The sequence below is a fragment of the Henriciella sp. genome (assembly GCF_029937755.1).
Taxonomy (GTDB): domain Bacteria; phylum Pseudomonadota; class Alphaproteobacteria; order Caulobacterales; family Hyphomonadaceae; genus Henriciella.
The window spans coordinates 114,705-135,006 of sequence record NZ_JAPYPG010000007.1 but is presented as its reverse complement, the minus strand read 5'-3'; the positions used below and the strand labels follow the sequence as shown (position 1 = coordinate 135,006).

General features: G+C 59.5%; 13 protein-coding genes. 6 read left to right on the top strand and 7 right to left on the bottom strand.

What is annotated here, in order from left to right; all coding sequences use genetic code 11:
• The first annotated feature begins 3 nt into the window (after nucleotides 1-3).
• Complete coding sequence (gene gabT / locus Q1K29_RS14925) at nucleotides 4-1,278, top strand: 4-aminobutyrate--2-oxoglutarate transaminase (protein WP_300395878.1); 1,275 nt, start codon at nucleotides 4-6, stop codon at nucleotides 1,276-1,278.
• Nucleotides 1,279-1,698: 420 nt separating this feature from the next.
• On the opposite strand, the gene Q1K29_RS14920 is transcribed toward gabT, so the two are convergent.
• From Q1K29_RS14920 to Q1K29_RS14910, 3 genes are read right to left on the bottom strand one after another with little or no spacing between them, the layout of a single operon-like run.
• Complete coding sequence (locus tag Q1K29_RS14920; protein ID WP_300395877.1) at nucleotides 1,699-3,903, bottom strand: xanthine dehydrogenase family protein molybdopterin-binding subunit; 2,205 nt, start codon at nucleotides 3,901-3,903, stop codon at nucleotides 1,699-1,701.
• Nucleotides 3,900-4,889, bottom strand: coding sequence for a xanthine dehydrogenase family protein subunit M (locus Q1K29_RS14915; protein ID WP_300395876.1), 990 nt, complete (start codon nucleotides 4,887-4,889; stop codon nucleotides 3,900-3,902). The genes Q1K29_RS14920 and Q1K29_RS14915 overlap by 4 nt, the downstream gene beginning before the upstream one ends.
• Nucleotides 4,886-5,395, bottom strand: a complete 510-nt coding sequence (locus tag Q1K29_RS14910; protein WP_300395875.1) for a 2Fe-2S iron-sulfur cluster-binding protein — start codon at nucleotides 5,393-5,395, stop codon at nucleotides 4,886-4,888. Before Q1K29_RS14910 ends, Q1K29_RS14915 begins: the two co-directional genes overlap by 4 nt.
• A gap of 325 nt (nucleotides 5,396-5,720) precedes the next feature.
• Between Q1K29_RS14910 and Q1K29_RS14905 the strand changes: the two genes are divergently transcribed.
• Nucleotides 5,721-6,017, top strand: a complete 297-nt coding sequence (locus Q1K29_RS14905) for a hypothetical protein (RefSeq protein ID WP_300395874.1) — start codon at nucleotides 5,721-5,723, stop codon at nucleotides 6,015-6,017.
• 178 nt (nucleotides 6,018-6,195) lie between these two features.
• On the top strand, nucleotides 6,196-7,260 hold the full coding sequence (locus tag Q1K29_RS14900; protein ID WP_300395873.1) for an AraC family transcriptional regulator: 1,065 nt from the start codon (nucleotides 6,196-6,198) through the stop codon (nucleotides 7,258-7,260).
• Here the strand turns inward: Q1K29_RS14900 and Q1K29_RS14895 are convergent.
• The 4 genes from Q1K29_RS14895 to Q1K29_RS14880 all read right to left on the bottom strand — a co-directional run bounded on the left by Q1K29_RS14895 (nucleotide 7,257) and on the right by Q1K29_RS14880 (nucleotide 14,380).
• Nucleotides 7,257-9,548, bottom strand: a complete 2,292-nt coding sequence (locus Q1K29_RS14895) for a TonB-dependent receptor (RefSeq protein ID WP_300395872.1) — start codon at nucleotides 9,546-9,548, stop codon at nucleotides 7,257-7,259. The genes Q1K29_RS14900 and Q1K29_RS14895 overlap by 4 nt on opposite strands.
• 163 nt (nucleotides 9,549-9,711) lie before the next feature.
• Nucleotides 9,712-11,022 (bottom strand): aminotransferase class III-fold pyridoxal phosphate-dependent enzyme, encoded by a 1,311-nt coding sequence (locus Q1K29_RS14890; protein WP_300395871.1) that lies wholly within the window; start codon nucleotides 11,020-11,022, stop codon nucleotides 9,712-9,714.
• A gap of 40 nt (nucleotides 11,023-11,062) precedes the next feature.
• A complete protein-coding gene (locus tag Q1K29_RS14885; RefSeq protein ID WP_300395870.1) occupies nucleotides 11,063-13,024 on the bottom strand; it encodes an SDR family oxidoreductase in 1,962 nt (653 codons plus the stop codon).
• Between the two features lie 654 nt (nucleotides 13,025-13,678).
• Entirely contained in the window at nucleotides 13,679-14,380 is a 702-nt protein-coding gene (locus tag Q1K29_RS14880) for a TetR family transcriptional regulator (protein ID WP_300395869.1), read from the bottom strand.
• Between the two features lie 309 nt (nucleotides 14,381-14,689).
• Between Q1K29_RS14880 and Q1K29_RS14875 the strand changes: the two genes are divergently transcribed.
• Genes Q1K29_RS14875 through Q1K29_RS14865 form a run of 3 tightly spaced genes read left to right on the top strand, consistent with a single transcriptional unit; the run spans nucleotide 14,690 to nucleotide 20,294 of the window.
• Nucleotides 14,690-16,978, top strand: a complete 2,289-nt coding sequence (locus Q1K29_RS14875; protein ID WP_300395868.1) for a TonB-dependent receptor — start codon at nucleotides 14,690-14,692, stop codon at nucleotides 16,976-16,978.
• A 50-nt stretch (nucleotides 16,979-17,028) separates the two neighbouring features.
• Nucleotides 17,029-18,711 carry a carboxylesterase family protein gene (locus tag Q1K29_RS14870; protein WP_300395867.1) on the top strand — a complete coding sequence of 561 codons (1,683 nt, stop codon included), beginning with the start codon at nucleotides 17,029-17,031 and terminating at the stop codon, nucleotides 18,709-18,711.
• The gene (locus tag Q1K29_RS14865; protein ID WP_366524223.1) at nucleotides 18,708-20,294 is read left to right on the top strand and encodes an AMP-binding protein; all 1,587 of its coding nucleotides are present in this window, start codon (nucleotides 18,708-18,710) and stop codon (nucleotides 20,292-20,294) included. The genes Q1K29_RS14870 and Q1K29_RS14865 overlap by 4 nt, the downstream gene beginning before the upstream one ends.
• The last annotated feature ends 8 nt before the right edge of the window (nucleotides 20,295-20,302 follow it).

The window sequence follows — 20,302 nt, the reverse complement described above, 5'->3', positions numbered from 1 at the left end:
GCCATGAACAATGAAACACTCCTGAAATCGCGCGAAGCCGCAGTCCCACGCGGCATTGGAAGCATGCACCCCGTTTTTGCCAAAAAGGCGCTGAACGCGGAAATCTGGGATGAGGAAGGCAATCGCTACATCGATTTCGCGTCCGGGATTGCCGTCAACAATACAGGCCACAACCATCCCAAGGTGCAGGCTGCAGCGGCAGCGCAGCTTGATAACTTCTCCCATGTCTGCTTCCAGGTTACGCCTTATGCGCCATACATTGAACTGGCTGAGAAGCTCTCGGCGATGGCACCAGGATCAACGCCGAAGAAGACGATCTTCCTGACGACCGGTGCGGAAGCCGTTGAAAATGCCGTGAAGATTGCGCGGGCTGCAACAGGCCGGCCCGGTGTCATCGCCTTCGGTGGCGGCTTTCACGGCCGCACCATGATGACGATGGCGCTGACAGGCAAAGTCGCGCCGTACAAGATCGGGTTCGGTCCGTTTCCTGCCGACGTCTGGCATGTGCCGTTCCCGGTGCCTTATCATGGAGTATCCGAGGAAGATTCGCTCAGGGCGCTGGAGAATTTGTTCAAGGCGGATGTCGAACCTGGGCGTATCGCGGCTATGATTATCGAGCCGGTGCAGGGTGAGGGCGGCTTCTATGCCGCCAGTCCCGCCTTCATGCAGAAACTCCGCGCGATATGCGACGAGCACGGCATCCTGCTCATCTGCGATGAGATCCAGACCGGCTTCGCTCGCACGGGCCGCGTTTTCGCGACAGAATATGCTGATATCGAGCCTGACCTGATGACAGTTGCGAAAGCCATGGCAGGCGGATTCCCGATTTCGGGAGTGATCGGCAAGAAAGACATCATGGATGCACCGGCGCCAGGTGGGCTTGGTGGAACCTATGGCGGATCACCCCTCGGATGCGCTGCAGGTCTCGCCGTTCTGGATGTCATCAAAGAAGAAAATCTCTGCGAACGCGCGATTGAAATCGGCGAGCGCGTGACGCCCCACTGCAATGGCATGCGTCAGTCTGACCGGGGGATCGGCGACGTCCGCACGCTCGGCGCAATGGCGGCAATGGAAATGACCCACGATGGCGATGCGTCACGCCCCGACCCGGACAGGACAAAGCAGATCGTCGGCGCAGCCCGCGATCGCGGACTGCTTCTGTTGTCGTGCGGCGTTCGGGCGAATGTCATCCGCTTCCTGATGCCGCTCACGATACCGTTCGAGGTTCTTGACGAGGGACTGGATATCCTCAGCGACGCAGTTAAATCGACGGCCTGATGTACGGACAGCGACGCGACTGATGAGTTTCAGGAAAGAGGAATCGACGCCTGCCACTTTGTGAGGAGGGCCTAGCCATGTTCATTCAAGCTGCCCGCGGTCTTTGGCCCTGACTTCGCCCTCGAACTGCCCCGTCAGTGTGACACTCTTTGCTCCGTTCACCGCAATGAACTTGCCGCTGTCGCGTTCGTGGCGGTTCAGTTCAAGCGTTAGGGCGAAGGAGACTTTGTCGTTGATATTCTGGGGTCAGACATGCGCAGTCTCCGGTGCTGAGGGAGGTAACTGCGAGAAGCAATCTCATGACGGAAGCGCCCGTTCGCTTCGGACGAACTATCCAGGCTGGAATCCGACCGGCCATTGATCTTGATAAAAGCGGTGCAGGGTGGTGCGTTGATCTCAAGGTACGCGAAGCCCGGAAGGTCAATCAGCCATGCCTGAAATCACCTTGTCGAGCGTCGCGGGATAGTCGCGGAAGCGAATGCCGGTTGCGTTATACATCGCGTTGGTAATTGCGGCAGCAGCACCACAGATGCTGAGCTCACCAATGCCTTTTGACTGGATGGGCGAGGCCCAGGGATCGCGCTCTTTCAAGAGGTGAACCTCGATGTCCGGAACGTCGAGATTGACGGGCACATGGTATTCGGCGAGGTCGCGATTGGCGATGTGGCCGTCGCGATTGTCAAACATGAGTTCTTCTGTGAGGGCGATGCCGATGCCCCAGACCATGCCGCCATAACACTGGGATGTCGCGGTCTTCTCGTTGAGGATGCGGCCAGCGTCGAAGGTCCCCTGCATGCGCCTCACTCGCGTTTCGCCGGTCGTTGAGTTGACGGCGACTTCCACGAAAAAGGCGCCATAAGTGCCTTGGCTCACAGCCTCACCTGTCTTGCCGGGTACGACATGACCTTCGCCCGTCATCGGCTTGCCGTTCAGGAGGTCGGAGAGCTTGTGGGTCTGGTCTCCGGCATTTACCTCGCCATTCTCTAAATCGAGATCGGCCTCGTCGGCCTGGAGTTTCTCGGCGATCTGCTTGCGAATGTCCTCGCAGGCGAGGAATACAGCCGAGCCGCTCGAACTCGCCCCGAAAGAGCCGCCGGACCCTGAAGCAGGCGGGAAGTCGGTGTCGCCGAGCCTGGTCTCAACATTTTCCGGAGGCAGCCCCAGCATGTCGCCGGAAATCTGGGTGAGGATGGCATAGGTGCCGGTGCCGATATCGGTCATGTCGGTTTCAACAACCGCCTTGCCCTCCGCGGTCAGGGTCACACGAGCCTGAGATTCCTGAAGCATGTTGACGCGGGCGGCCGTCGCCATGCCTGTGCCGATGAGCCATTCGCCCTCGCGCACCTTGGCCGGCTCGGCGGAGCGCTTTTCCCATCCGAAACGTTTAGCCCCCTCGTCGAGCGCCTCGTGGAGTTTTCGAGTGGAATAGGGGATACCTTTTTCGGGGTGTTCTTCGGGAATGTTGCGCTTGCGGAATTCGACTGGATCAATACCCGCTCTCTCGGCCAGTTCATCCATCGCGTTTTCAAGCGCCTGCATGCCGACGGCTTCGCCGGGTCCGCGCACGGAGCCAGCACACATTCTGTTCACACGGGCAACGTCGATGCCCAGCCTGCGGGTTGCTCCGCCATAGAGAAAGTGTGTGGCCTGAACGACGGGTTCGGAAAACGTTTCGCCGGGCAGGTTCGAGACGAGCGCTTCGTGACCAATAGCCGTCAGCTTACCGGACTGATCGCAGGCAAGGCGCACTCGCTGGCGCGTTTCAGACCGCCGCATCACCATGTCGAATACCTGTTGGCGTGCCAGCGTTACGCAAACCGGGCGACCAAGATCCTTCGCTGCAATGGCGGCCGACACCGCCTCGGGCGCGATGCCGAGCTTCGAGCCGAACCCGCCACCGATATAGGGTGACAGGATACGCACGTTGGCGGGGTCGATCCCGAGCGAGTCCGCCAGCTCATTGCGGTTGAACTTCAGCATCTGGTAGCTGCCGCGAAGGGTAAGCTGGTCGCCATCCCACTCGGCGATGGAGCAGTGCGGCTCCATCGCCGCGCTGTTATGGCCGGGGGTGCGATAGGTTTCGTCCAGCGAAAACTCCGCCTGGGCCATGGCGGTTTCGATGTCGCCCTGGTCGAGCGCTTTTCGGCCACGGTCATCATCGGCGATATTGGCGGTTTCCGGGTCGAAGACACCATCGTCGAGCGTTGTGTAGCTGACTTCAAGCGCTTCGGCGCCGTGGCGGGCCTGCTCGAACGTTTCCGCGACGACGAGTGCAATGGGCTGACCAAGATAGAAAACTTCTTCTGTGCCCTGAACCGGAGCTTCGTCTGCCATGCCCTGCGCCGGGTTCCTGAGCAGGCGCTTGTCATCATAGACTCCCAAAATGCCTGGCATCTGCATGACGGCATCCCGGTTTATTCCGGTTACTCTCGCGCGGGGATGGCGCGAACGGACCAGAAAGCCGTAGACGCGGCCGGGTACGTCCCATTCATGCGCATAAGTGGCTTGTCCGCTGACCTTCATTTTGCCGTCTGGCCGATCCATAGGGGAGCCGACAAGGCCTTGCTTCATACGGTCGAGCTTCAGGTCGGCGACCGGATCGTTCATCTCGAACTTGTTCGTCATGCGCTGGCTCCTGAAGCTGTTGCCTGCCGCAACACAGCTGAGAGCGTGCGTCGGGCTAGGGGGATCTTGAAGTCGTTGCTGCCCTGACCGATCGCATCCTTCAGCAGGATCTCGCCCGCCTTATCGAAGAGCGCCTCGGACGGGGACTCGCCTGTAAGGACATCTTCCACCGCGGGATCATGCCACGGCTTATGGGCGATGCCTCCAAAGGCGAGGCGGATACCGGAAATCTTTCCGTTTTCCATTTTCGCGACCGCGGCCACCGAGACTAGCGCAAAGGCATAGGATGAACGGTCGCGCACCTTCCGGTAGACGTGCGTCCCGCCGGGGGGAGGGGGCAAGGTAACGGCGGTGATCAGGTCTCCGGTCTCAAGCACATTATCCTTTTCGGGTGTGTCGCCCGGCAAGCGATGGAAGTCCGTCACCGGGACGGACCGCATATTTCCGTTAGCGCTGCGGATCTCGACCGATGCATCGAGTGCGGAAAGGGCAACGGCCATGTCTCCGGGGTAGGTTGCGATACACGCATCGCTGGCACCGAGAATGGCGTGAAGCCGATTTACGCCGCCTATGGCGCCGCAGCCGCTGCCGGGCTCGCGCTTGTTGCAGGGCATGGCCGTGTCGTAGAAATAATAACATCGGGTGCGTTGGCAGAGATTGCCGCCCGTTGTCGCCTTGTTGCGCAGCTGTCCGCTGGCGCCGGCAAGGATGGCCTTGGAGAGAACAGGGTAGTCGTGGCGCACACGTTGGTCAGCGGCGCAGTCGCTATTGGTCACCAGGGCGCCGATGCGCAGGCCGCCGTCATCGGTCGTGGAAATGGATTTGAGGTCGAGAGGATTGATATCGACCAGTGCATCTGGCGTCATCACTTCGAGCTTCATCAAGTCGAGCAGATTGGTGCCACCGGCAATGAAGGTCGCGCCATCGGACCCTGCGTCGGCGGCTTCTTTCTCTGTCTCTGCTCGGGAATAATTGAAGGGTCTCATTGGTCTGCCTCTGCAGCTTCCAGAATGGCCTTCACAATGTTCGGATAGGCCGAGCAGCGACAGATATTGCCGCTCATCCTCTCGGCTATTTCCTCGCGCGACAGAGGCGGCGCAACCTCGACATCCTCGGTGACATTGCTGGGCCAGCCCTCGGCGACTTCCTGCAGCATGGCCGTGGCTGAACAGATCTGGCCCGGAGTGCAGTAGCCACATTGATAGCCGTCATGGCGCACGAAAGCGGCTTGGAGCGGTGAGAGATCGTCAGGAGTGCCAAGGCCTTCAATTGTGGTGATCTCGTCGCCGTCGTGCATGCAGGCCAGCGTCAGGCAGCTATTGATCCGGCGTCCGTTTCCAAGGACCGTGCAAGCCCCGCATTGGCCGTGATCGCAACCTTTCTTCGTGCCAGTGAGGTCAAGATGATGGCGTAGGGCATCCAGAAGTGTGGTTCGCGGGTCAGCCTCTATCGAGCGCTTCTTCCGGTTGATGGTGAGTTCCGTCTTTTGCACATCGGTCTCCGGCGATATTATCGGGGTCCAGCTTCTGCTGCGCAAAAGCGAGTATGGTGAGATTTTAATGATCGGGGAGCGGGTCTGTTCCCGCCCACCCGCGTTCTGGATCGAACAAGATGGGGGGCGGGCTTGTTCCCTGTTGAAACTTGGCGCGGCTTTGAAAGTGGCGCAGGTTTAATCTGTGTTAACCCTCGGTCAAAAAAACCGTCTTCAGCTGCGCTGTCCGCTTACAGCAACGTTAAGACGCGCGCTGACGGTTGCGCTTCAATTGAACTCTAAGTTCGAGAACCCGTTGTTGCTGCAAGCAGACAGTGAGGCAATGATGGCTGATCAGAAACGACAGACCTCGGGCGCTCCGACGACCGACATGCTCCGCAAGAGTATCGATTCCGCTGAAACCGGAGACAAGATAGATTATCCAGATCCGGCCGCTGCTCCACTGGGAACCGACGAAGAAGTGGCCGGCGTGGATAGCGGAGCTACGCAGCGTGCGACGGCCTATCGAAATGAGGTCTCACGACCCTCTGCGTCGGAGCCTAGACAATGGTGGATAATTCTCGGCGTTCCGACCGTGCTGGTGGCGCTCTTGGTGGCTCTGGTTGTCTTTGTCATGGCTTAGCGATCCTGGACATGCTCGCGCAGCGCGTGTTCATGCTACTGGGCTTGTGACGAGCACAGGGGGATACGTCTGGCAATGTTGGAGACTGGTTCGCATTAGACTGCCAGCACCTTGCATAGCATTTGCGCGGCCTGCTAGCCTTAAGATGTGAACTGAACAAGGGGCAGCGGGGGCGAAGATGAGTAATGCTGCCGGAGCGGTGTCCTCAGTACCTCTCGTCAGTGCCGCGGCGACAGGCGATATTGCCGCTTTTATTCGCAAGTGCGGACTGGATGCCGAGCCAGTCTTCCTTGAAGCGGGCCTCGATGTGAGGATCTCGACTGACCCCTATCAGATGATCGAACTCTCCAAGTTCACCCATCTGCTGAAGGCTGCTCAGGACGCAACCCACTGTGCGACGATCGGGCTGAATGTTGGCGGAAGGCAGGATCCTGCGCGCTGGGGCGCTTTTGGCTATCTTGTGCTCAATTCTCCAACACTGGGAGACGCGCTGAGAAACGTCGTGGCGCATGCAACTATCTGGCAGACTGGAACCCACTTTGCCTTCCGTCAGACAAAGGAAGAGATAGGGGTCGAATACGCGATCACTCATCCGTCTGTTGCCAACAGGGAGCAGGATGCCGAATTCTCAATCGCCTACGTGAAGAACATCGTCGACCGTCTGATCGAGCGATCGGCGACGCCGACCGATGTTTTCTTCGAGCACAGCGCCATCGCCGATATTGACGCCTATGAGAAGGTTTTTGGCGTGCGTCCGCTGTTCAATCAGCCGACAAACGCGATCTATTTCCCGCGCCTCTACGAGAACCGCCGCGTTGCTTTCGCCGACCTGCATCTTTTCCCCGTCATCAAGCGCCATCTCATGGACATGGCTGCATCCGTACCTGGCAGTGACAGCCTGGAGGGGAATATCGTGTATCATATCCGGCAGTTCCTGCCGCGGGGAATGGCCACTCTGGAGAATGTCGCCGCCGCCATGGGCCTTCAGTCACGCACCATGCAGCGCAGGCTTCGCCAGACAGGAATGAGCTTTACCGGCCTGCTGGATCGGGTCCGCTACGAGACCGCCACTCACCATCTGACAGAAACGACCATGTCGATAAGCGAGATCGCTTACCTGCTCGGCTACTGCGATACCAGCGCCTTCATAAAGTCGTTCAAGAAGCAGGCCGGGAAAACACCTTCCAGGTTTCGCGAGTGGCAACGCCTGGAGTCTGGCGGCAGGGCTGACGGCAGCGGTTAGTAGCGCACACCGAACTCCAGGCCGATCTGGCTTGGCGACCCCAGCATCAGCTGGTTTGCGCCGATGGTATCGGCCAGGTTGAACCCGTGCGAGTAATACTCTTCGCTGCCAAGGTTCCTGGCGAACACGGCTGCATGCCATCTGCCCGACTGACTTTCGACACCGACCTGCGCGTTCCAGAGCCAGTACGCATCCTGAGAGAGCGGCTCGCTATTGTCCGACGTGAAGTAGACCTTGTCCTGATAGCTAAAGTCGATCTGTACGGAGGATAGAAGATTGGCGGACACCGGGCGCTCGTATCGCAGCATGCCGTTGGCGCTCCATTCAGGTGCCTGAACAAGCGAGTTCCCTGAGAGATCCAGGCCGCTGTCAGAGCGGTAATCCTTCAGCTCGGTATCGAGATAGGCGAGGCCGAGTGAGACGTTGAGCCCGCGCGCCGGTAGAGCTGTCAGTTCCACTTCTGCCCCTTGAGTGACAGCGTTGGCAGCGTTGTCCAGAACTTGGAATGCGACCGGGCCGCCGCCAGACACGACCGTAAAGATCTGCATGTCGCTATAGTCATTATAGAAGACTGCTGCGTTCAGGCGCGCGATACCATCGGCAAGGTCAGTTTTCAGGCCCAGCTCATACGCTGTCACCGTCTCGGGGTCGTAAGGTTTCTGTTCGCTCGCATCGAAGAGAAAGCCGCCATTGTAACCCCCGCCTTTGAACCCGTTGGCGACGCTTGCGTAAATCAGGCCGTTTTCATAGGGCAGGTAATCGAGGCCAAGCTTCCAGGAAATCTCCTCATCGGTCTGCTGATCGGCGAACTCGAACAGGGGAAAGACCCCCAGCCCGGCTTCTACAAGGCTTGCTTCCTGCGTGAAATCCCTGTCTTCGGTCGTGTGGCGCAGACCGAGCGTGCCGCGCCACTTTTCGGCGAACTGATAGTCCAGCTGGCCAAATGCTGCGTAGATCGTCGTGTCCTGCTTGTTGACCGTGCGATAGTCGAGTGCAGGCACACCAATCGCTGCACCGTCCGGGTCGAAGCCACCCGGGTAGGCCTGCGGGTCAACCGATTCGATCAGCGGCCGGAACTCCTTGTAGAGGTCGAGACGCTGATCCTGGTCGAGGCTGGAGCTTGAGTAGAAGCCGCCCAATATCCAGTTCAGCCTGTCGCTGCCGCCAGCGATCTGTATTTCCTGGCTAATGTCCTCAGACTCGACGCCGTATTGGACGGTGAGGATGTTGGCAGGTGAGGAATCGCTATCTTCCAGAAAGGTCTTGTCCAGGCTCTGATAGCCCGTGATGGAGGTGATGCTGACCTCGCCGATGTTCCATATCAGCTTCGCCTGGGCAGCGAAGTTATCTGCCTCGAGGCTTGCCGGAGTGTTCTGGTCGACGGTGTAGAAGCCATCGGGATTGCGGAACCCGACGGCGTTCACGCACTCGTTCGCGAGGATAGCTTCCGTGCCGCAAGGCGTTGTTGCGTCTAACGGGCTCAGCACGCCCTGGCTGCGATAGCGCGGGCCGGGTTGATCGACCACCGATCCATAGAGGCCGAATTCGCCGGAGAAATCTGAGGCGAAGTCTACATCGGCCAATGCTCTGAACGACAGATTATCGGTGCCTGCAGCATCCGAGCCGTCAAAGGCATTGGTGATATACCCATCGGAATCGTTCTTCTGAAAGGCCACCCGCCCCCGGATAGCCTTGGAGAGCGGGCCGGACAAATAGCCTTCCAGCTTCGTTGTGCCAAACTCGGCGAACTGTGCTGTCAGGCCTGTTTCAAGTGTCTCCGTGGGGCGAGAGGTAATGAACTTTATCGCGCCGCCAGTCGTGTTCCGCCCATAAAGCGTTCCCTGGGGCCCCTTGAGCACTTCAACGCGCTCAAGGTCGAAGACCTGCATCACCTGGGCGCCCGGTGAGGAAATGAAGAGGTCATCGACATAGACCCCGATGGGGCCCAGATTGTTGGTAGCGAAGTCGTTCAGGCCGATGCCGCGCAGGAAGATCGCCGGCTGGTTGCCCGCCCCCGTCGGCAGGCCGATATTGAGACCCGGCACTAGCCGGGCGAGATCGTTGGAGTCCGACAGGTTGGCATCATCCAGCTGCTCGCCCGAATAGGCTGTGACCGAGATCCCGACATCCTGGAGCGATTGCTCACGCTTCTGTGCGGTGATGACCACGGTGCCCAGCCGGGCCGTATCCTCCTGTTGTTCGGCAGTATCTGCCGCCGGATCTTGCGCCATCGCGGCAGGTGCAAGCGCCAGGACCGCGGCACCAAGCAGAAAAACAGACCTGTTCATGTCAAATACCCCTCGTTGTGTTGCCGCGCCCCAGCCAACCCCAAAGGCGCCAAGACATGACGCTACGGGCTGTCGGAGCAGGGGATTAGGACAGACGCGACAACAAATAGGTGAATTGCGACACGCCCGAGCCTTCTGAAGATTCCCAGCAGATCTGTGGGCTTCACAGGGCCCGATTGGCGCGGAGGACCCTTGCTTCCGTCTGTGTGCTGAAGAAACTCGATGATGAGAGGTCTTGCGCCTCCGCCTCCTCGACGCTCTGTCTGACAAGCCCCATCAGCTCCTCGGCTTCGTCGAGCGTCATGATCAGGGGCGGCATAAACTGTGCGCACACCCGGTCATTATTCGAGAACACGCAAAATACGCCGTTTGTATTCAGACGCGCGACGGCTGAGATACAGGTCGCCACATCCACGAACTCGATGGCCTGAAACATTCCGACCTGCCGCAATCCGCTAACCTTGTTGGATCGTTCGGCCAGATCCTTGATGGCGGTTCTGAAATAGTCCGAGAGCGCGTTTACGTGCGCCAGGAAGTCCGGGTCGGTCGCATGCTCGATTACGACATCAGCGGCGGCACAGCCAATTTCGCTGCCGCCGAAGGTCGAGAAGTGAATCATCGGATTCTCCTCATAGACCCGCTCCATCTCATCACGATAAACGGTCGCGGCGATGGGATAGATGCCGCCCGAAAAGCCTTTTCCGGTCGCGAAAATATCTGGCATGATATCGTAGTGCTGGAATGCCCAGGTTCGGCCGGACCGTCCGCAACCTGTCTGTATTTCGTCCAGGATCAACAGGATGCCGTGCTCGCGTGTCACCTTCCGGATGTGCTGCATCGTGCTGCGGGGGATGACGTTCATTCCCAGTGTGGCAGGGATCGTTTCCAGCGAAACGGCGGCTGTATCCTCGTCAAAGAATTTCTCGATCTGGTCGAGATCTTCCAGAGAGACCTTGGCGAAGCCCTCCGGCTTGTAGTTCCAGGCTTCTGTGTACTTCTCATCGCCCGCTCCCATGGAGAGGCCCGTGTGGCCGTGATAGCCACCCTCAAGACACAGGATCTTCGACTTTCCAGTATAGCCTTTGGCCATCTTGAACGCGAAATCCATGGCTTCCCCGCCGCCAGAGGAGAAAACGACCCGCCCCATGCGTTCGCCGGAGGAGGTCTCGCCGGCGGACTCTACCAGTTTCCTTGCGAGGGCTGAGCGTTCGGTCGAGACCAGGTGGTGGTTGCCAAGGTCCAGATGACCAAGCGCATCGCTGACCGCCTTTATGACTTTGGGGTTCCGGTGCCCCAGATTGTAAACGCCGCCGCAGACATGGCAGTCGAAATAGCGTTTGCCGTCGAGGTCCCAGAAGAAGACGCCCTCCCGCCTCCCTTCAACGACCTCCCAGCCGAACTGCCGGAAAAGCGGAAGCTTGTGCTTGGAGAGATAGGTTTCGTGCAGCTGAATGGTCTCATCGCGGGATGTCATTGTGCAAGGTCCTTGGGTTCAATCTTGAAGGGGAGGGGAATCAAAGCCCTGCAGGCTGTCCTGCAGATACAGGCATGGCACTGCCTGTGACGAAGGAGGCTGCGTCGGAGGCCAGAAAGGCCACGACACTGGCAACTTCTTCGGGTTGCGCGCCGCGCTTGAGTGCATTCTGCTGCGCCAGGCTGTCCCTCGCCTCCTCAAAGGAACATCCTTCAAGGCTGGCGATGAGTTCGTATTCCTTGTCGCCCATCTCCGTCAGCACCATGCCCGGGCAGACGGCATTGACCCGGATGCCGGCTTCTCCAAGCTCAAGCGCCATTGTCTTCGTCAATCCGACGATGGCGTGTTTGCTCATGACATAGGCGGAGACGAAGGGAGCTGCACCGAGACCGTAGATCGATGCGTTGTTGATGATGCTGCCACCGCCCCTCTCGATCATTGATGGAATGACGGCCTGGCTGGCATGGATCATCCCGAGGACGTTGGTGTTGAACGCGTCCTGAAATGCCTCGCCTGTGGTCTCGGTGAAGGCGCCTGCGAAGGCTGTCCCGGCATTGTTGAAGAGAATGTCTATGCCCCCGAACTGGTCTGATGCCCTGGCGACGGCAGCCTTGATCTGTGCGGGGTCGGCAACATCCACTGGCAAGGCCAGGCAGCGGACATCACAGGCGAGAACCTGTGGCACCAGATCGAGAAAGTCCGTGAAACGCTTGTCTCCGTCCACCTCGAGGGTCTCGCTGATGTCTCCGGTGGTGCGCGCCGTCATAATGATGTCAGCGCCGGCCTCAGCCAGTTTCAGCGCTGTGGAAAAACCCATACCTCGAGCAGATCGTGCGCCAGTGATCAGAGCCACTTTGCCTTCTAAAGGCCGGCTTGCGGTTCTGACCCTCGCAGACGCCGTGGAAATATCAGCGGGCGAAGGCCCGGAAGCGGCCGGGGCGTTGGCGAGGTAGTCCTCGGCCAAAGCACAGACGCCGTCGACGAGAGCCGGTCCGAGTTCCTTGGCGGCTTCTGTCTCCGCCCGGCTTTGCGCCCAGGCCATGTAGCTGAAGCCCCGGGCGAGGATCATGCCGGGCAATAAGCTCAGATGTGCATCAGGCAGGGCACGTTCGGACCGATAGCCTTCCACCATGCCTTCGAGAGCTGTATCGAAACCCGGTTCGCCGGCGAGGAAGAACAGCGACGTTGCAATGTCCATAAGGTGCCAGCCAAAGCCGCAGTCGTCGAAATCGATGATCCGGATCGTGTCTTTTTCCCTGAGCAGGTTCTCCGGCAAAAAGTCCCCTTGTGTGAGACCATAGCGATCAGGGCTCTTGCCGAAGGCGGCGAGTTTGCTTCGCAGTTTCTCGCGCGCCTTCAGAAGAAGCGCTCGCTGACCCTCGTCCAGCAGTTCCTGCTTCCAGAAGCAGCCGAAATGCCCATTGTCGCCGAACAGGCCTTCTTCGTCCCAGTGCCGGCGGGTGAATCCCGCAGGGGGTGTCCAGCTTTCGGTAAAGTTATGGATCTTTGCGGCCAGTCTTCCAGCCATGACGCGGCTTTCACGCAGGGTATTTCCGGACGATCCTGCATCCGTCTCGATCGCGCCGATCGGTTCTCCGTCGACCCAGCCGAGCAGGTCGATCTGGCGCGGCTCAGGCACGCCGGATTGCTGGCGCGTAACATGGAGGTGCCCGGTCGTGGTCGGTACCGGAGGCGGTGTCTCGATACCGTTCTCGCGCAGGGCGTCCATCAGGATCAGTTCGGAGGAGAGCTCCTCATCGGTATGGTAATTGGCTCTGTGGATACGCATCGCGTAGCGGTCACCTGCTGGCGTTTCGATGCGGAAGACGGCGTTTTCGCGATACTTCAGAAGTGACACATCGGCCCCGCCGAGACCCCAGTCGCCGAGCGCGATCTGGCAGAGCTTCTCAAGACGGCGTACCTGTTCTTCGGGTTTCAGTGCGTAGAAGGTACTAAGGTCTTCCCACACCTCGTCCGTCTCGTGCCTGTTTCTGTTTTTCATCCAGCCCAACACGTAGCCCTCCCTTGAACAATACCGGCTGCCGACGGGTTTCGTAGCCATCGGCTTGTGTGCGGAGAGGGTAGGAGGGTTGTGCTTCTGGTGATTGTGAATTGGCGACAATGATTGCGCCAAAGATGACACTTCTTACTTCCGGCGCTTGCTCAAACATCAGGCTACGCAAAGCGTCAACGGAGGAGCTTCTCTAAGAGCAACGCTTTCAGATTTATGGGAGGAGGCGTCAGCGCGCGAAGGGATTTGGATACAGCTGAACCCGTCACTTCGTACCAGGATGAGAGAACCCGCTCGGTATCCTTCCGCCGCATCAGCCGGCCCCCATGCAGTGGTGGATGCCGTGGCCGAAGGATTAGGAGAATCCGCAAGCCCGCTTTGGCATGGAGGTGAAGGTGACCTCTGTTACCTCTAGCGGCGATGGCCGCGCGCAACGCGACAGCCGAGATTAGTTCTCAACGAGGACGCCGTATATCCTTGAAAGCCATAACCGGACAGGCCTCTGTTCGATTGAAGCCTGCGCCCAACTCCCCATTCAGCCAATAACCCTCAACGAGGTTTCTCGACCCGGTACAATGCTCACTATCGTGAGTGTTTTCACATGACATGAATGGTAATGAGGCTTCGACGAGGCGTTCCTAAAAATCAAAGGCCTGGCGCATCACCATTCGTCTTGGACTTTCTGCAAAGTTCGTGAAATCCGCTCGCCATGAAAGATGCCATGCGCTCTTTTACTGCTTCAAAGTCGTCGGACTTGCACAGCCCGTTCGAAAGGCGGTCGATACGTCCAGTGCGGCCCAGCGTCAGCATCAGGGCGCCGGTTACGAAATGGTACCCCCAGAAGAGGTCTTCACGTGAACAATCGGGAAGGGCTTTTTCGAGCAGGCTGATGAGACGCAGGACCACCGGATCGAAGTGAAAGTCGAAGAGCTGCGCCCCATAGGGCGTATTTGATGACTGGGCGCCCAGGATGCCATAATTCTTCCAGCCTTCGCCGCCCTGACTGTAGAGGTCGAGGTCGGTATCGAGGAAAGCGCGAAGCGCACCCTCGACGGTGGGCTTGCCCCCGCTTGCCTGCTCGTAATCGTCGAGGGCCTTCATGCGCAGCGAACTCGTCACGCCGGCGCGCCGGGCAATCACCGCGTCGAAGACGCTCTTCTTGTCGTCGTAGTAGTAGTTAAGCAGCGTATGGTGCACGCCCACGCGCTTGGCGATATCCTTGAGTGTAACGCCATTGAAGCCGAATTGGGCGAACAGGTGCTCGGCCTCATCGAGGATCTGTTCCGTCGTTTCGGCGCGTTGCTCCGCCTTTGTCATGCGGCGGCGCTTGGGTTCGGTTTTTGTCATTCGTTCAGTCAGCCATTCTTTTTGATCTGTTCCGGTGAATGGTCAATCGCGCCCCATGTCAACGGCTCGCAAGGTCGCAGTTAGCCTCTCAGCACAGCGTTGGAGCAGCGATTCGCCATGGTCTCAGCCGTCGCATTTACCGCCATTCACCCCACCCAAATACAATCTTGAGGTATCCAGCCATCGCTAACAAGACACAAGCGCAATAATGTTCATTATCGCAAGAGTGAATTTTATTGACATGGCGTTTTTTCTGTTCTCCTATCGTCGCCACAAGCGGGAACACCCGTGATTCCAAGGGAGGAAAACATGACTTCACGGTATATGGCGTCCGTTTCACTGGCGTCGCTCATCGCACTGGCGGCGCCAGCCATCGCCCAGGAGGCCGAACCAGCCGAAGCCGGCGAAAACGCAAATGAGGAAGCGGCGAACGAAGATGTCGCGATGCAGGAACGCATCATGGTCACGGCGACCCGCCGCGAGCAGAACCTGCAGGATGTTCCGCTTGCCGTAACGGCCTGGCAGCAGGACACGCTGAGCGAGAAGGGGATTGTCAGCTATGACGGGCTGGCTCGCGAAACGCCGGGCATCGTGCTCAACCAGCCGACGGCGAACTTCAACACGATCACCACGCGCGGTATCGCCACCAATGGCTATGGCGCGAACCTGCAGGCCGCGACGGCGATCTACATCAACGAGCTGCCAATCTCGAGCAATGGTAACTCCACAATTCTTGACCCAACGCTCTATGACGTCGAACGCGTCGAGGTGCTGCGCGGGCCGCAGGGCACATTGTTCGGCGCGAACTCCCTCTCGGGTGCTGTGCGTATCCTTACCAAGGCGCCGAACCCGAACGAGTTCGAGGCCTCGGCGCTCGTCGATTTTGGCCTTGTTGACGGTGATGCGCTTCGGCAGCGCTACAATGGCATGATCAATATTCCGCTGATCGAAGACCAGCTAGCGCTTCGTGTGGTCGGATTCTATCGCGACGAGGAAGGCTGGGTCGACAACCTCGGCACTGGTATTGAGGGCGCAAACTCCCTCGAAGCGACCGGTGGCCGCGCGCACCTGCTATGGGAGCCCACGAATAACTTCGATATCGGCCTTCTTGTGGTTCACGAGGACAACAATCCTGCAGACTCTGCTCTCACCAATCCGGACCGCGGCGAGTATGTCCGTTTCACGGAGAGGCCAGACCTCTTCCAGTCCGATTTCACCAGCTACAACCTGACGGCGAACTACGAGATGGACTGGGCGACGCTAACCAGCTCATCGACCTATTCCAACATCGATGGTCTCTTCATTGTCGATCTCGCCGGCACGTTCAATCAGGCCATTCCCTTCGCGCTCGACGCCGTAGGCTCTGACGAGAATTTCGTTCAGGAAGTCCGGCTGGTGTCTGCCGATGGCGGTGACTGGGACTGGACCGTTGGCGGCTTCTATTTCAACAAGCGCCGCGATATTGATTACGAATACCGCTCTTCTATCGAATTCTTGCAGGCGCGAAACCTGACGGGCTTGCCGGATGAGTATTATCAGGTCCGCGCTGGCTACTTTGATGCGATCGAATCGGCTGCCTTCGGTGAGCTGACCTACCGGTTCTCCGACCAGTTCTGGGTCACCGGCGGCCTGCGCTATACCGAAACCGAGATACAGAACTTTACGCTGCCGGGCGGCTATAACTCTAACTACCTTGCCGTCGCTTTGGGCGGGTTCACGGACGTCGCACTCAACGTCTTTCCCATCGTGGGTGAGGAGGGGCAAAAAGTCGAAGCTGACAATATCTCCTACAAGGTCAGCGCGTCGTGGAAGCCGGTGGAAAACCTGACTACCTACGCCACTGTCTCAACAGGCTTCCGCTCGCCGGTCGCGAATGCGCGGGCAGGGGCGGTCAGCCTCGTCGACCCGAACGATCTCGTCATCCCGGATGGCGCCGACTCAGATGAGTTGACCAATTACGAAGTCGGCCTCAAGGGGAGGTTCTTCAATGGCAAGGTGACGTCTAACCTGTCAGCCTATTACATCCTTTGGGAAGACATCCAGGTGCAGGCCAACCGCCTGTCGGATCAGGTCCAGTTCGCCACGAATATCGGCGAGGCGGTGAGCCAGGGGATCGAGTTTGAGCTCGGCTACTATCCCGGCAACGGATTCAGCCTGTTTCTCAACGGTTCGCTCAACGATACCGAAATTACCGAACTCACGGCTGAGGAAGCCGCGATCTCCGGGGCCGAGCAGGGACTGCAGCTCGCTATGCCGAACTTCCAGGGCGCTGCGACCGCACGGTATGATTTCGGCATCGGCGACATGGATGCGTTCATAGCCGGTACGGCTTCCTATGTCGGCGACTTCCCGGGATTGCTTCCGAACGTGCCTGGCCAGCCGAACGTGCCGGCGCCAACCTTCGATTACACGGATGCCTATACGGTGGTGAACCTGCAGGCCGGCGTCTCCCGGGACAACTGGAAAGTGACCGGGTATGTCGAGAACCTGTTTGATGACAATTCGATCACCTACGTCCACCCGGAATCTTTCGTCGATGCCCGCTATGCGCGCCAGCGTCCGCTGACGGTTGGCGTCCGACTGGGCCTCGAATACTGATCGGGGGCAGGGACGTGATTGACTTTGGCGGAAGGCCGGTGGGACGCAGAATGCCCCCCGGCTTCGGCGGCCCTCTTGCCGCTTCGCTGCTTGCAGCCGTCCTGCTCTGGCAGGCCGGGTGCGCGGCAAACGATGCGGCGCAGGCGCCGGATACAGACGCACAGCTCGTGGCGGTGACGAATGCACCCGTCGGGGCGATGCAGGGCGAGATGGAAGAGGGCGTCACGGTTTACAGGGGCGTCCCTTTCGCGCTTGCCCCGGTCGGCGAGCGACGTTGGGCTCCACCGGAGCCAGTTCCCGACTGGGACGGTGTGCGGCAGGCCACGGCCTTTGGTCCGGCCTGTCCGCAGCCGCCCTCGCGGCCGGGCAGCATCTACCACTGGGAATTGCCCTCGGTGAACGAGGACTGTCTGAGCCTCAATGTCTGGGTGCCGGACGGCGCTGAAGATGCCCCTGTCTTCGTCTGGGTTCATGGCGGCTCGCTAGTGACAGGCACTGGCAGCCAGGAGATGTATGACGGCGCGAAGCTTGCCCGAGAAACCGGCCTCATCGTCGTCACGATCAATTACCGCCTCGGTGTTCTGGGGTATCTGGCTCACCCTGAGCTCAGTGACGAGTCCCCTCAGGGTATTTCCGGAAATTATGGGCTGAAGGATCAGGTGGCCGCGCTGAAATGGGTTGAGCGCAATATCGAAGCTTTCGGCGGCAATCCGGACAATGTCACGGTAGCCGGGGAGTCGGCCGGCGCACTCAGCGTTGTCTTGTTGATGGTCTCGCCTGAAGCGCGCGGTCTGTTCGATAAAGCAATCGCTCAGAGCGCCTACATGGTCTCAATGGCGCCCCTGAGGGGCACCGCGAACGGCCATCCTTCGGCGGAGCAGGCAGGCGTGGCGTTTCAGGAAAAGGCGAAGGCCGCATCCTTCGCCGAGCTTCGCGAGATGGACGCCGATGACCTTGTTTCCATCGCCGGGCGCAATGGCTTTGTTCCTTTCGGGGTGATCGACGATGTCTGGCTGACCGACCAGATGCCGGCCACGTTCGACAAGGGGGAACAGGCGAAAGTGCCTGTCCTCGCAGGCTTCAATGAGGGGGAAATCCGCTCCCTGCGCTTCCTCTTGCCACCCGTGCCGGGAAGCGAGACCTATGAGAAGGCCATCCGCTCCAGTCATGGCGAGCTGTCGGACCGGTTCCTGGAGATCTATCCGTCCGACAATCCGGAAGCGAGCATGCTCGCGACGACGCGCGATGCCATGTATGGCTGGACGGCGGAGCGTCTGGCTGCCTCGCAGACGGCCGCGGGACTGCCATCCTATTTCTACTTCTTCGACCATACCTATCCCGCCGCCGAAAAGCTCGGCCTTCGCGCCTTCCACGCGATGGAAATCCCCTATGTCTTCGGCACGCTGTTCGACATTTCCGACCCCTGGCCGCAAGCGCCCCGTAGCAAGGGTGAAAGGGCCCTCATGGACGCGATCATGCACTACTGGGCGAGCTTTGCCCGAGACGGCATGCCATCGGCCGAAGGGGCCCCCGACTGGCCAACCTATGGCGAGGACGCGACCGGCATGGTGTTCGCTGCAGAACCAAAAGCCTGGCCGTGGCTCTCGCGTGAGCGTTTCGCCATGCATGAGTCCATCATCTGCCGACGTCGGGCCGCCGGGGATGTCCAGTGGAACTGGAATGTCGGCATCATATCGCCGCCGCTGCCGCCGGAGACCGCCTCATGCGAATGACCGATGGCGCGACACAGGACTATGCCCTGACGCTGGACCGGGTGCTCGATCATGCTGCGAAGTGGCATCCTGAAAAGGATGTCGCCACACGCCAGATCGACGGCAGCCTTACGCGCATCGGCTATGCCGACCTTCGCGAACGCGCACGGAAGGTAAGTGCGGTGCTCGCCGGGCTCGGTGTTCTCAAGGGGCACCGGGTCGCTACGCTTGCCTGGAATACGCAGGCGCACATGGAATGCTGGTACGGCATTATGGGCATGGGCGCAGTGTGCCACACGCTTAACCCGCGCCTGACTGCCGAGCAGCTGGCCTGGATGATTGGTCAGTCCGAAGCTCGAATTCTGATCGTGAGCGAAGACCTGCAACCGCTGGCTGCCGACATCGCCATGAAGGCCGGAACGCTTGATCATGTCCTGATCATCGACCCTGAAGGGCCGGCCTGTGGCGCGCACCCGGACCTCCTGAAGGCAAAGTATTTCGAAGCGCTGCTTTCGCAGGTTAATCCAGACGGCTTAGTATGGGGTGATTTCCCTGAGACCACACCCTGCGGGCTTTGTTTCACCTCAGGCACCACGGGCCTTCCCAAGGGCGTGACCTATACCCATCGCGGAAGCTATCTCCACACGCTGCGGCAGCTCCAGGCTGATGTCAGCGGACTGAATTCCCACGATGTTGTCCTGCCTGTGGTGCCCATGTTCCATGCCAATGCCTGGGGGCTACCCTATTCGGCACCTGCGACTGGGGCGCGGCTGGTTTTTTGTGGGCGACAGTCCGACGGTGAAACACTGGCCGAGCTTATTATCGGCGAGGGTGTGACCATAGCCGTCGGAGTCCCGACAATCTGGCTCGCTCTTTTCGACCATCTTGATGCGAAGGGCCTGGAAGTGCCGAGCCTCAAACGGATCATGGTTGGCGGCGCGCCTATGAATGCCGCGCTGATGCGACGGATAGAGTCGCGCGGGATTGCCGTCCAGACGACCTGGGGGATGACCGAGTTGTCACCGCTAGGGACGGCCGCGCCGCCAGGTGATGCCCGTTCACCGGACACGGCAGGGCGGCCAGCACTCGGAATAGACCTCATGCTGACGGATCACGAAGGCACGCCGCTGTCCACGCAGCGCGGGCATGAGGGGCATCTCTGGGTTCGCGGACCATCGGTTGTGGAGCGCTATTACGGGCAGGCTGAGGCCGCCACGAGAAATGGCTGGTTCCCGACAGGCGACCTCGCGCAAATCAGCGAGGATGGTCAGCTCTTTATCACGGGGCGGGCGAAGGATTTGATCAAGTCGGGTGGTGAATGGATCAACCCGACCGAGATCGAGGCGCTGGTTTCGGGCCTGCCAGAAGTGGCTTTTTCTGCCGTTGTTGGCCGTGCTCACGAGAAGTGGGGCGAGCGTCCCGTACTGCTCGTCCAGTTCCGCGATGGCGAGAGCCTGGAGGATGACGACCTTCTGGAGGCGCTGAAGGATCGTGTGCCGTCATGGTGGTTGCCGGATGCCGTAATCAGCGTGCCAAGTATGCCACTCGCCGGGACAGGTAAGATCGACAAAGTTCGCCTGCGCAGCCTTTATGGCGCAGCTTAACAGGGTGA

What these genes read in the sequence shown, in the direction of transcription:
- gabT (WP_300395878.1), top strand. Translation starts at nt 4, where the DNA reads ATGAACAATGAAACACTCCTGAAATCGCGCGAAGCCGCAGTCCCACGC.
- Q1K29_RS14920 (WP_300395877.1), bottom strand. Translation starts at nt 3,903, where the DNA reads ATGACGAACAAGTTCGAGATGAACGATCCGGTCGCCGACCTGAAGCTC.
- Q1K29_RS14915 (WP_300395876.1), bottom strand. Translation starts at nt 4,889, where the DNA reads ATGAGACCCTTCAATTATTCCCGAGCAGAGACAGAGAAAGAAGCCGCC.
- Q1K29_RS14905 (WP_300395874.1), top strand. Translation starts at nt 5,721, where the DNA reads ATGGCTGATCAGAAACGACAGACCTCGGGCGCTCCGACGACCGACATG.
- Q1K29_RS14900 (WP_300395873.1), top strand. Translation starts at nt 6,196, where the DNA reads ATGAGTAATGCTGCCGGAGCGGTGTCCTCAGTACCTCTCGTCAGTGCC.
- Q1K29_RS14895 (WP_300395872.1), bottom strand. Translation starts at nt 9,548, where the DNA reads ATGAACAGGTCTGTTTTTCTGCTTGGTGCCGCGGTCCTGGCGCTTGCA.
- Q1K29_RS14890 (WP_300395871.1), bottom strand. Translation starts at nt 11,022, where the DNA reads ATGACATCCCGCGATGAGACCATTCAGCTGCACGAAACCTATCTCTCC.
- Q1K29_RS14885 (WP_300395870.1), bottom strand. Translation starts at nt 13,024, where the DNA reads ATGAAAAACAGAAACAGGCACGAGACGGACGAGGTGTGGGAAGACCTT.
- Q1K29_RS14880 (WP_300395869.1), bottom strand. Translation starts at nt 14,380, where the DNA reads ATGACAAAAACCGAACCCAAGCGCCGCCGCATGACAAAGGCGGAGCAA.
- Q1K29_RS14875 (WP_300395868.1), top strand. Translation starts at nt 14,690, where the DNA reads ATGACTTCACGGTATATGGCGTCCGTTTCACTGGCGTCGCTCATCGCA.
- Q1K29_RS14870 (WP_300395867.1), top strand. Translation starts at nt 17,029, where the DNA reads ATGCCCCCCGGCTTCGGCGGCCCTCTTGCCGCTTCGCTGCTTGCAGCC.
- Q1K29_RS14865 (WP_366524223.1), top strand. Translation starts at nt 18,708, where the DNA reads ATGACCGATGGCGCGACACAGGACTATGCCCTGACGCTGGACCGGGTG.